This window comes from Paenibacillus sp. PastM-3 (assembly GCF_029893965.1).
Lineage (GTDB): Bacteria > Bacillota > Bacilli > Paenibacillales > Paenibacillaceae > Paenibacillus_AQ.
The window spans coordinates 82269-94969 of sequence record NZ_JARXXP010000017.1 but is presented as its reverse complement, the minus strand read 5'-3'; the positions used below and the strand labels follow the sequence as shown (position 1 = coordinate 94969).

General features: G+C 55.6%; 10 protein-coding genes. 7 read left to right on the top strand and 3 right to left on the bottom strand.

All coding sequences use genetic code 11. The annotated features are described in order from the left end of the window. Window positions 1-102 precede the first annotated feature (102 nt). The 3 genes from M2108_RS21510 (at window position 103) to M2108_RS21500 (ending at window position 2548) form a co-directional block, all read left to right on the top strand. Window positions 103-1377 carry an MFS transporter gene (locus M2108_RS21510; RefSeq protein WP_277471285.1) on the top strand — a complete coding sequence of 425 codons (1275 nt, stop codon included), beginning with the start codon at window positions 103-105 and terminating at the stop codon, window positions 1375-1377. Window positions 1378-1420: 43 nt separating this feature from the next. After that, window positions 1421-2083 carry an NAD(P)H-binding protein gene (locus tag M2108_RS21505; RefSeq protein WP_277471284.1) on the top strand — a complete coding sequence of 221 codons (663 nt, stop codon included), beginning with the start codon at window positions 1421-1423 and terminating at the stop codon, window positions 2081-2083. A gap of 84 nt (window positions 2084-2167) precedes the next feature. Continuing rightward, complete coding sequence (locus tag M2108_RS21500) at window positions 2168-2548, top strand: RidA family protein (RefSeq protein WP_277471283.1); 381 nt, start codon at window positions 2168-2170, stop codon at window positions 2546-2548. 81 nt (window positions 2549-2629) lie between these two features. Here M2108_RS21500 and M2108_RS21495 read toward each other — a convergent pair whose 3' ends face one another. Continuing rightward, window positions 2630-3388 carry a tryptophan-rich sensory protein gene (locus tag M2108_RS21495; protein ID WP_277471282.1) on the bottom strand — a complete coding sequence of 253 codons (759 nt, stop codon included), beginning with the start codon at window positions 3386-3388 and terminating at the stop codon, window positions 2630-2632. A gap of 195 nt (window positions 3389-3583) precedes the next feature. On the opposite strand from M2108_RS21495, the gene M2108_RS21490 reads away from it, so the two are divergent. The 3 genes from M2108_RS21490 (at window position 3584) to M2108_RS21480 (ending at window position 10193) form a co-directional block, all read left to right on the top strand. Beyond that, window positions 3584-6031 (top strand): glycoside hydrolase family 31 protein, encoded by a 2448-nt coding sequence (locus tag M2108_RS21490; protein WP_277471281.1) that lies wholly within the window; start codon window positions 3584-3586, stop codon window positions 6029-6031. A gap of 299 nt (window positions 6032-6330) precedes the next feature. Beyond that, on the top strand, window positions 6331-9420 hold the full coding sequence (locus M2108_RS21485) for a DEAD/DEAH box helicase (protein WP_277471280.1): 3090 nt from the start codon (window positions 6331-6333) through the stop codon (window positions 9418-9420). 26 nt (window positions 9421-9446) lie between these two features. Next, window positions 9447-10193: a hypothetical protein gene (locus tag M2108_RS21480; RefSeq protein ID WP_277471279.1), complete on the top strand. Its 747-nt coding sequence runs from the start codon at window positions 9447-9449 to the stop codon at window positions 10191-10193. A 127-nt stretch (window positions 10194-10320) separates the two neighbouring features. Here the strand turns inward: M2108_RS21480 and M2108_RS21475 are convergent, their stop codons facing one another. Continuing rightward, window positions 10321-10995: a GTP pyrophosphokinase gene (locus M2108_RS21475; protein WP_277471326.1), complete on the bottom strand. Its 675-nt coding sequence runs from the start codon at window positions 10993-10995 to the stop codon at window positions 10321-10323. A gap of 254 nt (window positions 10996-11249) precedes the next feature. Then, entirely contained in the window at window positions 11250-11624 is a 375-nt protein-coding gene (locus M2108_RS21470; protein WP_277471278.1) for a hypothetical protein, read from the bottom strand. 235 nt (window positions 11625-11859) lie between these two features. Between M2108_RS21470 and M2108_RS21465 the strand changes: the two genes are divergently transcribed. Continuing rightward, window positions 11860-12630 carry a zinc ribbon domain-containing protein gene (locus tag M2108_RS21465; protein ID WP_277471277.1) on the top strand — a complete coding sequence of 257 codons (771 nt, stop codon included), beginning with the start codon at window positions 11860-11862 and terminating at the stop codon, window positions 12628-12630. The last annotated feature ends 71 nt before the right edge of the window (window positions 12631-12701 follow it).

The following is a 12701-nucleotide window of genomic DNA, read 5'->3' as shown; positions in this document are numbered from 1 at the left end:
TGCAGCAGCCTCCAACTTTCTTTGTGACTTTGCTGTATTGACTTGGGGTTGATGCCGAGTAGAATGAAGCCAATGCCGCATCGAAGGAGTGTTACCACCCCCATGAACATCATGAGAAACAGGCTGCCCGGTACCCGTCCCAAACGAATCCGCAAAGCTTCAGTCCACCGCAACAATCTAAGAATTGCTACAATTGAAGGAATTCCCTCAACTGTTTTCCAAGTGCTGCTGCAAGGGCAGTTTCTGACGGGCTTTCTGCTGTACTTAGGAGCAAGCTCCAGCCAGATCGGTTTTGTACTGGCTCTTACTACACTGGTAAATATCGCGCAGATCGGTGTAGCCTTCCTGATCCAGAAGCTGCCGAGCCGCAAGTGGGCTATGGTGATATTCACGGCGCTGCACAGGCTGCTGTGGGGCTCGACCGGACTGGTGCCGTTTCTGTTTCCGAAAGAGCATTGGGTTACCGCATTTATTATTTTGTATACAACTGCTTTTATTTCTAGTACGGCGGGCGGAATGCTGTGGACCTCCGTAATCAGCGACCTGGTTCCTGCGCGCGTCAGGGGACGATATTTCGGCATACGCAATACTTTTCTGAACGCGCTTGGCAGTCTGGTGATGTACGGGGGCGGCGTTATGCTGGACCGTTATCCCGGAAGCCATGGTTTTCTAATCATTTATATTGTCGTGTGGGTCTGTGCCATCGCCAATATTATCGTTTTCTGCTTTTACCCGGATGTGCCGTTTGAAAAGTCAGAGGAAAAATCATTTTTGCCGATGTTCAGGAAACCGCTTCACGATAAGCTGTTTATGAAATCGACGCTGTTTCTTGCCGCCTGGCTGCTGCTGCAGAACCTTACAGTTCCGCTCTATTCTTACGTCATGCTGCAGCTGCTGAATATTAATTACGAGACGCTTTCGCTTCTTAATGTGTCGCAGACTGTGTTCATGATGGCCAGCTTCTATGTCTGGGGGAATCTGAACGCCAAATACAGCAATAAGCGGCTTCTGCTCTGGACACTGCCGATCATTGCGCTGTCCTCGCTGATGTGGGGCATGCTGTCCGTGCTGCCGATGCTGCCGGTTCTGTTTGCTGCCCACATTATTTTCGGTATGGGCGTCGGAGGCTTCAACCAGCTGGCCTTTAACTTTATTATCGGGGATACCCCGAAGAAGGAACGGCCGATGTACATGGCGATGTATGCTGCGCTTACCGGGCTGGCGGCTTTTTTTGGACCGCTGCTCGGGGGCAGAATATACGAATGGATTGCCGACTGGCCGGAGTGGACGCAAATCTATGGAATGCAGATCGTTGTCGGGGTGCTGATGATCATCCTTGCTGTGCTGCTGGGCCGCCGGATACTCCGGGATGAATAGCAGCAGCGCCCGGCTGTGAATAACAGGGAAGGGAGAGGATGGAATGGAAAGGATAGCAGTAGTACTTGGAGCTACAGGTCTGGTCGGGGAGGCCGTCACGCGTGAATTGCTTGCAGGGGAATGGACTGAGGTGCGTGTACTTGTCCGCCGCAGGCTTGCGCTGACGGATTCCAGGCTGAAGCAGATTATAGTGGACTGGGAGCAGCTTGGGCAATATAAGGAACCATTCGCCGGAGCCTATGCCGTGTTCTGTTGTCTGGGTACGACAATTAAAAAAGCCGGCTCACAGGAACAGTTCGAGCATGTGGACCTGAAGTATCCGCTGGAGGCAGCCGCACTGGCCAGAGCAGGCGGAGTAAAGCAGTTTCTGGTTGTCTCCTCCATGGGGGCGAACGCCAAGTCCGGCAATTTCTATATCCGGACCAAAGGACGTGCCGAAGACGGGCTGGCAGCTGCCGGCTTTCATGGACTGCATATCTTCCGCCCTTCTCTGCTGCTGGGCGAACGTACAGAGTTCAGGCTGGGCGAACGTGCTGCAGCAGTCGTCATGAAAGCGCTGGATTTCGCAATGACCGGCAGGCTGGCCCGTTACCGGGCCATTCCCGGAGCCAAGGTTGCCAAGGCCATGGTGAATATCGCCCTGGCGGATACAGGCGGGACGCATATCTATACGAATGAGGTTATTCATGTAATCGGCGGACGCTGACAGGCCTGAAAGTTTGCAATAAACAGAGCCGAGGACGTACAATGGGACATAATCATCTGTACATAATGACAGGAGGAATAAATGATGAGTAAAAAGCAGATCGCCACAAATGCGGCACCCGGTGCAATCGGACCGTACAGCCAGGCCATTGCCGCCGGCAATTGGGTATATACTTCCGGACAGCTTGGCCTGAACCCGGAGACGGGGGAGCTTGCTGAAGGTGTACAGGAGCAGGCCCGCCAGTCGCTCAATAATGTAAAGGCCATTCTTGAGGAAGCCGGCGTTTCCATGGAGCATATTGTAAAGACGACCGTTTATCTGAAGGACATGAACGATTTCGCAGCTGTTAATGAGGTGTACAGCTCCTTCTTTACCGAGCCTTATCCGGCCCGCAGTGCGGTAGAGGTAGCGCGGCTGCCGAAGGATGGTCTGGTTGAGATTGAAGCAGTAGCACGCAAAAAATAAACATGAAGACAAACCCGCTGAACCGGCTACGCCGGGACAGCGGGTTTTTTGTGCCGGCAAGCCTTCCTCCGGCTCAATACCTTAGGCTCTTCTGCGCCGCGGCGTAAGCGCCAGCCACAGGCTGTACAGCAGGAGAAAGGCGGCGGTAACAGAGCCGGTGATAAAGACATTCTCTGTTTCCCGCTGCTCCAGGGCGATGGCAATGAAGGCCCATACAAATACCAGCGGGAAGATGCTGTCCCGGTACGGGTAACTGACAAGTACGGCAAGCAGCGTACCGACAACAAGCATGATGACCGCCCAGACCGTGCCGTCCAGGCCGAAGCCGCCCCAGTCATTCTTGTACAGCACGACTGAAACATTCACGATGGTGGCGACAGAGATCCAGCCGAGATAGATGCTGAACGGCAAGCGGATCAGCCAGCGTTCACCTGTAGTCGGACGGTCGATCCTTCTGGTTTTGCGGTAAACGACGATCAGCGAGATCAGCAGCAGCACCATAGCGGCGAGTGAAAGTTCGATATATAAATAATGCCACAGAATCAGCCAGCTCATATTGAAGATACAGGTAAGGATGAACCAGATGCCAATGGACTGTACCGAATCCCTGGAGCCGCTGTCCGAGCGGAACTGGTAGATCACAAAGCCGGCAAGCAGAAGGTAAAGGAGAGACCAGATGGAAAAAGCGTAGCCGGCCGGGGTAAGGTAAGTATGATATTTGTCTGAGATTTCACGGGTGCTGTTGCCGCCCAGCGGCAGGGCTACAGACAGCGTATTAACAAGGATAACGCCGAGGTAGAACAGCAGGTTCCACCACTTCAACGGATTGCTTCGCGTCATGATCGGTTCACTCCCTAAGCTTCATATTTAAGATGTGAGGTCTTGACCTACATAAAATATACCCGCTTTAGCTACAGTTCAGACCAATTTCAGTAAAAAAATGACCTGCAGGTCATAAAAATCGCGGATAGTCCGCAGTAAAGTCGGGGTAATATGTATTTATTACGAGAAGGTGCAAGGAGGGGGAAAGCAAAGATGGAGAGCAGTGAGGCAATCCGCCCTGAAAAAATGGGGCCGCTGGTTATGACGGAAACCTGGAATACCCCGGGCAGTGTAGAGTCCTGGGAGCGCTCGGAGAGTATTTATATCGTCCGTGGTGAGCGCGCAGGCATCGCCTTTGTCTTTTTAAATGATGAGATCTTCCGGATGAAGCTGTTTCACGGCCAGGTGCCTGATCTGACGACAACGCCGGCTGTACTCGCGGAAAGCTGCATACCGCATCTGTTTCCGGTGGAGGAGGATGAGGATCAGCTGGTTTTTACGACTAGCTGCATCCGGCTGATCATAGAGAAGACATCCTTTCTGATCCGGGTGGAGAATCATGCGGGCGAAGTGATCATGCAGCAGAACCTGGCCAGCTGGAATCCACGCGGGGCCAGTCATGCGGAATATGATATGCAGCCGGATTCGCATTTTTACGGGCTGGGTGAGAAGTCGAGCTTTCTCGATAAGCGCGGGGAACGCTATACGAACTGGAATACGGATGTATTTGCTCCCCATCTGCCGGAAATTGAGGCCCTGTATGAATCCATTCCGCTGCTGATCCACATGCACGGTGAGCTGACTTACGGCTTGTTCCTGGATAACACGGGCCGCAGTGACTTTGATATGCGCTCGCACGGGGTGGCGTTCACGGTTGGCTGCTCCACAGGGGCTTATGATATTTATTTTATCAACGGGCCTAAGATGAAGGATGTTGTCAAAAGATACACTGCCCTCACCGGACGGATCGCCCTTCCGCCAAAGTGGTCCATCGGCTATCACCAGTCACGCTACAGTTATATGAATCAGCAGGAGGTACTGCAGCTGGCCCGGACCTTCCGCGAGAAGAATATTCCCTGCGATGTTATCTATCTGGATATTCATTATATGGACGAGTACCGGGTATTCACCTTTGATCCGGTTAATTTCCCTGAGCCGCAGAAGATGATTGCCGAGCTTGGCCGGCTGGGTGTGCGCATTGTGCCGATTGTGGACCCCGGTGTCAAAAAAGACCCGAAATACGAGGTGTACAAAGAAGGCGTGCTGAACAAGCATTTTTGCCGGAGGCTGGAGGGGGATATCTTTTTTGGCGAGGTCTGGCCCGGCATCAGTGCATTCCCGGATTTCAGTGACAGCCGGACGGCGGAGTGGTGGGGCGATCTGCATAAATATTACACGGATCTCGGCATCCAGGGCATCTGGAATGATATGAATGAACCGGCGGTGTTCAACGAATCCAAAACGATGGATCTTGATGTCATGCACTTCAACGACGGGCGTCCGGTCACCCATGAGGAATACCACAATCTGTACGGCATGATGATGTCAAAAGCGACCTATGAGGGACTGGCGGAGCATATGGCGGGGGAACGGCCTTTTGTGCTGACCAGAGCCGGCTACGCAGGCATCCAGCGGTATGCTGCAGTGTGGACCGGGGATAACCGCAGCTTCTGGGAGCATATGGCCATGGCGATTCCGATGGTGCTTAATATGGGTCTGTCTGGACTGGCATTTGCCGGTCCGGATATCGGCGGGTTTGCCCATCACACCTCGGCACAGCTGCTGGTGCGGTGGACGCAGATGGGTGTCTTCTTCCCTTACTGCCGCAATCACTCGTCCATCGGTACGCTGCGTCAGGAGCCTTGGTCGTTCGGAGAGGAGGTCGAGGGCATCTTGCGCGAATTCATCGGCCTGCGCTACCGGTGGATGCCGCATATTTATAACCTGTTCCATGAAGCGGAAGATTGCGGGCTGCCGGTAATCCGGCCGCTGATTCTGGAGTATCCGCGTGATCCCCATGTGACCAATCTGTGTGATCAGTTCCTGCTGGGTGACAACGTGCTGATCGCCCCGGTGTACCGCCCGGATACCGATCACCGCTCGGTGTATCTGCCGGAGGGCTGCTGGCTGGATTATTGGGACGGCGAGGTGCATGAGGGCGGGAAACACATTCTTGCAGCTGCACCGCTGCACATCATGCCGATGTATGTGAAGGCGGGCAGCTTTACGGCGGAGGGTCCGCTGAAGCAATATGCCCAGGAAGAGACTGCGGAGACCGTTATTTTCCATTTGTACGGGGCTAAGGCAGAGGAAGACTTCACGGCATCGTTTACGCTGTATGAGGATGACGGGCATAGCTTTGCGTACCGCAAAGGGGCCTTTTCACAGATCGCAGTGGAGGCACAAGGGACCGGAGACGGGCTGCTGCTGAACTGGTTCTATAAAATGGATGCCTACAAGCCCCCGCGGGAGATGCTGCGCTTCGCGCTCTGCTATCCTTTCTTCTCGGCTGATGATGTGGACGGGCTGCCTGAGATCAGTCTGGATGAGCTGAAGGAAGGACGCAAGGGCTGGGCACGAAACGGCAAAAGCGGCGCAATCATTATCCAGGTTCCAGATGAGCGGAGCGGCGGAGAGCTGCGGATCAGAGCCGGGAAGTGAGGAAACAGATTAGGGCTGCCTTTTGGAGGCGGCCCTTTTGCTGCGTCTTGCTGTGAGATTTTATTGAAAAATTTCCAATCATCTCTTTGCGGAAGCCTTCGCCGACGCGATACATTTCAATTTCTATATTAAATTGCAGAAAATATTGCAGAAACGTTTTTAAATCACGGCTTTTTCGTATAAGATGAAGGGATGAAGAAATTATTTCGGTTCAGAATCTATATCTCGCGGAGAAGGATACAGTCCACCGGAGGGGACGGGCTGGCTCTTTCTGTTTGCTTAAGGACAGGAGATCACCAATGATTAAGCATCTGTATGCAATATGGCTGGGGGACGTTTTATTTTGCTTCTCTGGTGAAACCTCGGAACCCAAGGTTGACGCGTGGACACGCGTGGTCAAGAAGCTGGAGTTCCGGGGCGGAGGGCGTCCTTTCGCGGGTGCTGCGCTGCGGCTGGCAGAAGTAAAGTATCCGGTGGCGGCTCCTGTGGAAGGGAAAACATCGCGGCGCGGTTTGCCGGGGCGGACGCTTGAAGGACTGGCGCTGGGGCCGAAGGAAGCCTTCGACCTGCTGCTTGTCTGGGACGATGAGCTGTCCCGTGCCCAGGGTGTGGAAGCTGGAGGCGAAATGCGCTACTGGGCGGCTGCGGCCCGGTTTGCACTGGAGCTGATGGCTACGGGAGCGATAGTGCCCGGCGCGATGCCGCCCCGCCCGATCGGCACGCGGCGCCGCGGCGGCGAGCAGGCGGCTTCCGCCTGCTGGTTCCCGGCCTTCCGTCAGGATGCGGATAAGGAGTTCTTCCTGCAGCTGGCGGCATCCATGCCGGTGCTGGCGCTCGGAGCCCATGTTGCCGAGGAAGGGGATCTGACCTCGCGTGAAGATGCAGGGGGATATGTACTGTATTCCTTCTTGCAGGCGGTGATAACTGCCGAGATCAGAAAAATAATTGCCGGCTCCGAAAGCGAGCTCGGTCCATATAAAGCAAATTACCGCCGCGGCTATTCCCCGCTGACTGAGCTATGGTGGAACAGCCTGCTCACGGGCAGCCGGGAGATTCCGGTCCAGGGAACACCGGCAGAGGTATCCGACCTGCTGGCTGAAGTGAACGGGACCCTGGCCGGCGGCATGCCGCGGGCCAGGGCGGAGGAAGAGCAGACCGGCCAGCTCGGTCTGGGCCTGCGTCTGGAACCGCCGGCGGACGAGAGTGAGCTGTGGCAGCTGACCTTCTGGGCGGAGAGCCGGGAGGAAGGGGAGTTCTGGCTTCCAGCTGCAGCCATCTGGAGCAGCCCGGAGCGCGAGTTCACCCTTTGGGGCAAGCGGTACCGGAAGATCCAGCAGCAGCTGCTGAATGCACTGGGCCGTGCTGCAAGAATATCGCCCGATATTCAGAGGGCGCTGAACATCCCTGCACCGACGGGGGCGGAGCTTGAGCCGGAACGCCTCTATCTCTTTTTGAAGGAGAGTGTGCAGCAGCTGCGTGAATGGGGCATTACGGTGCAGATGCCTTCGCGCTGGAGCCGGGAGGGGCGGCGCCGGGTCGGAATGCGGATGAAGATGCAGCTTCCGCAGGCCGGGATGGACGGACCTGCACAGCCCGCACTGGGGATGGAGGAGCTTATCTCCTTCCGTATTGAGGCTTCGCTTGGCGACAATCCGATCAGTGAAGAGGAGCTGAATACGCTGGTGGAGGCGGGAGTGCCGTTTGTGCGCTTCCGGGGCGAGTGGATCGAGGTTGATCCCAAGGAAATCCGCCAGGTGCTGAGATATATGAAACGCCATGAGGGCGGGGAAATGTCGGCTGCGGACTGGATGCGGCTGGAGGCTGAGGATGGGGAGGAGCGGCTCTGGAAGGGCATGTCGGTCACAGGGATGGAGACCTCCGGCCTGCTGGCATCGCTCATGCACGGGGATGTTCTGCGGAGCCTGCCGGTACGGTCAGTGCCGGATGGCCTGCAGGGAACGCTGCGGCCCTATCAGGAACGCGGCTATCAATGGCTGGCTGCGCTCAGCGGCCTGGGCTTCGGAGTGTGCCTGGCCGATGACATGGGCCTGGGCAAAACGATCCAGGTCATTGCTTGCCTGATGGACCGGGCGCTGAGCGCTCCGGCAGAATTCCGGCATAAGCCGGCGCTGATTCTCTGCCCGACCTCGCTCCTGGGGAACTGGCAGCGTGAGCTGCAGCGTTTTGCCCCGTCGCTGAGTGTGCATATTCATCACGGGGGAAGGCGGATACGCGGAGAAGGCTTCGCGGAGCTTGCCGCCAGCCATGAAATTGTGCTGACTACCTATCATCTGGCCGGCCGGGACAGCGAGGATCTGGCCGCGGTACGCTGGTCTACGGTCGTGCTGGATGAAGCGCAATATATCAAGAATCACCGGACCAAGCAGGCACAGAGCGTAATGAAGCTGTCTGCCCCTTACCGGATTGCCATGACAGGCACGCCCGTCGAGAACCGGCTGGGTGAGCTCTGGTCGATTTTTCACTTTTTGAATCCCGGTTATCTGGGCTCCTATCACTCCTTCCGCCAGCGTTATGTGTCCGGGGAAGGCGGGGAACGGCTGCAGGAGCTGCACCGGCTCGTGTCACCGTTTCTGCTCCGCAGGCTCAAGAGTGATCCCGATATCTCGAAGGATCTGCCGGAGAAGCTGGAGCTGAAATCGTATTGCCCGTTAACAGAGACGCAGGCGGTGCTGTATAAGGGGGTAGTGGATGAGATGCTTGGCGTAATCGGCGAGCGCTCCGGGATGGCCCGGCGCGGTCTCGTTCTGTCCTCGCTGACCAAGCTGAAGCAGATTTGCGATCACCCTCAGCTATTCCGCAGGGAAGAAGGGCGGAGCGGGCGGAGCGAGCAGTCGGGCAAAATGGAAGTCATGTTCGAGGTGCTGGACAGCATTGCCGAGCTGGGCGAGTCGGCGCTGATTTTCACCCAATATGTATCAATGGGAGAGCTGCTCGTCAGCCGGCTTGCCAAAAGATACGGCCAAACCCCGCTGTTCCTGCATGGCGGTATCCCCAAACGGGAGCGGGATGAGATGGTCCATGCGTTCCAGGAGGGCGAGGGGCCGGCGTTCTTCGTGCTTTCCCTCAAAGCGGGCGGCGTCGGGCTGAATCTCACCCGGGCCAACCATGTCGTGCATTATGACCGCTGGTGGAATCCGGCTGTTGAGAACCAGGCGACCGACCGGGCTTTCCGGATCGGCCAGCATAAAAATGTACAGGTGCACAAGCTGATCTGCCAGGGCACACTGGAGGAGCGGATTGACGAGCTGATTGAGCGCAAAAAAAATCTGTCCGAGCAGGTCGTCGGCTCCGGGGAGAACTGGCTGACAGAGATGTCCAATCATGAGCTGCAGGAGCTGATCGAGCTTCAGGATCAGGACTGGATGTAGAGCGGTAAGTAAAGGGGGATCTAACAATGGGCAAGCTGCCGGAACAGAGGCTTGTAATCGAACCTGGAATGCTGAAAATATTGCTTGGGCAGGGAACGGTGCAGGAGAACGGTGCCGGCATTAGCAGCAGTGCTGATACAGCGTCCGCACTCTCCTGGGCGGTTCCACAATGGGATCCGGCACAAAAAGATAAGGTGCTGCGTCAGCTTGCCGGGCAGCCCGGAGAGCTGTATGACCTGCTGCAGGGAAAAAGCACCGGCAGCATGGCAGAGCTTCAGCTCCTGCCTCCCGGGCTGGAACGGGCAGATTCCGGCACAGAGACAGGTGCGGCGCTGCCCGGATGGGCCGGAAAGCAGCTGCTGGAAGAGCCGCTGCTGGGGTTCAGGCTTCGCGGGATGAGCAAGGAGGAGCTGCTGGAGGGAGTATTTGCCCTGTGGGCAGAGGAGGAATATATCCAGCAGGACGAAGGAAGTGCAGCTCCTGCCAGCATGCTGGCGGCAGAGCTGGCCAGGCTGGAACGGAAGGGGCCGGCTGTTACTACAGGGGGATGGCTGGCGGAAGCGGCAGCCGAAGGCTCGCTGCATCAGCCGGGACCCCTGTTTCACGAGCTGGCCTCAAGGCCGTTCCCGGTCTCGCCGGCGGTGGCCCAGCCGGACGAAGACTGGATGAAGCTGCTGCCGAATACGCCCAGGGCAGGCGAAGGCCTTGCCCTGATTATGCGCAAGGCGGCTGAATCGGCAAGACGCCGCGCATCGGAGCCGGGCAGGCAGTAACGGCGGGCGGGCGCATCGCGTCAGACACACAAAACAAGGCAGTGCCAGGGAAGCTCTTCTGCTGTCCGGCACTGCCTTGTTGTATTTGCTGTTTAGCCCGCTGCAGCTGCTTGGCTTCCCGCTATCCTTATTCTTCCGCCAGCTTATCAGCGCCGCGGCTTCCTTCAGACAGCTCAAGAATTTCACGGCGCAGGCGGAGCATCTTCTGGTCCAGCTCATCAGCCGCACGCGCGGCCTCCTTCAGCTCCTCGGCTACATGCGGCGGAAGCTGCTTGTCGAATTTATAGTAAAGAATATGCTCCATGCTGGCCCAGAAATCCATGGCCAGCGTCCGAAGCTGTATCTCTGCCTTAACCCAGCGCGTCCCTTCGAGCAGTACGAGGGGAATCGCTACGATGACATGCAGGCTCTGATATCCGTTCGGCTTCGGCTGGGCGATATAATCCTTGATCTCGAGCACCCGCAGATCCTCCCGGACGCACAGATGATCCACCAGCCGGTAAATATCCTTCACAAAAGCACAGACAATCCGCATCCCGGCGATATCATGAATGTGCTGCTCCATATTTTCAAGAGTGAAGGGATGCCCCTTGCGTTCCATCTTGCGCAGAATGCTCTTCGGCTCTTTTATACGTGATTTGACATGCTCGATCGGGCTGTAGCCGTCACGGACCTGCCATTCTGTCTTGACTACATCAATTTTATTCTCAAGCTCGTTCAAGGCATGGCGGTAAAGCGCAGGCAATGTCTTGAGATCCTCCAGCTTTCCGGCAAAATCCTCGCTGCTCTGCCACTGCTTCATATCCTTTACATGCACCTGCAGCTGATTCAGTGTAACTTGCGTACTGTCGTCTTCTTTCACTGATACTCTCCCGGGTTTCATTATTTGTGACTGTTTTATTTTAACCGATTTTATGCCCTGGAAGCAAAACAAATGCCGACCCCGGCTGAAAGCCGGTAACAGCAGAACAAGACCGCGGGAAACGGTTACATAAAAAGCGGAAACATTCTTTGCGCGGCGGCGTATTAGCATACATATCGTGAATGTACAGTGTGTTATTTATTCGTAGGTGAACCTCCATCGTATCCCTTGTCCTCATAACCGGTATTGTCGAGTTTGGGCAGGACGCCGAGCTGTCTGATCGTCTGCTGTGTCTCCCCGCTTCCCACCTGGTAAAGATACCGGTAGAGCCGGATGGTCCCGTCATCAAACTGGTCTGCAGCGTCATCATGATCGGCGGATTTGTAAGGCACGGCGGCACGGCGGAAGGCGTATTCGTCTCCGCTTGCCAGATTGTCCAGAAGCTCCTGAAGCACCGTCAGCTCATCAGGGGTAACCCGTACCTCGAATTCACCCGATTCACCGCGTACATCCTGAATCAGTCCATGGTTAACAGATACGAAATAACTTTTACGTTGTTCGTCCGGCAAGTTGATTCCCTCCCTCATTTTTGCGGTTAAGGTTTGCTTGCAGGCCGCCTTCCTTGAAGGACGGTGAAGCCGTTTCTACTTGCTAATATACACAGAACGACAAATAATGAATCTATTCGAGACATTTGGTATGATAGAAGCACGTTTTAAGGTTACAGAGTATTACATAGGCTTCTTTATGAAGCTTTACGGCTATTTAACAGCCCTATTCTCATCTGGAGAAGGAGGAACTATGATGAATTTTCTGCAACGTATCAAAGACAGTGCCAGCAAGGTGAGTGAAAAAGCGCAAAGCTCGGTAGAGATCAGTAAGCTTAACGGGCATATTTCCGATATTGAACGCGAGATGGAACTCGAATTTATGAAAATGGGCCAGCTGTTCTATGAAGGCTACCGTTCGCGTGACATGTCGGTGGCTGAAGGCAAGATGGTGGAGCTGTCCAAGGTCTGCCTGAAGCATCAGGAGCAGATTGATGAGCTGCGCCACAGAATTGCCGAGCTCAAAAATGAGCGGCTCTGCGTGTGCGGCAATGTAGTCGCACTGGATGCCAATTTCTGCCCGAAATGCGGGCATAAGCTGGAGGAGCCGGTCAAAAAAGAGGCCCCGGCTGTAACAATCCATAAAATTCATGAGGATGAGGAAGACGAGTTTTACGGTGAGGATGAACTAACTGAGGAAGAAAAGGAGCTGGCGCTCCGGTCAGAACCGCGGACCGTATATACCGAAGTGCTGTATGATTCCAAGGAGTCTGAGCCGCAGGATTACGCCGGGCATAACCATGAATCCGAACGTGAACGCCGGGAAGCTGATGAGCTTGAGCGGGAGCGTGAACGCCAGCTTGAGCTGGACCGCCGGATCCGCGACTGGAAGGGCGGGGGGCTGTCGGAGGAAGCAGCGGCCTACAGCGAAGAAGGTGTGCGGGATATGGTCAAATGCCAGATTTGCCGGGCAGATCTGCCCAAGGGCTCCATGTGGTGCCCGCGCTGCGGCTCTGAACAAATCTAAGCACAGCGGTACAACAGGTTAAATGTGCAACACCGAACCGCAGATTCACAGAATGAGTTTATAGGCATACT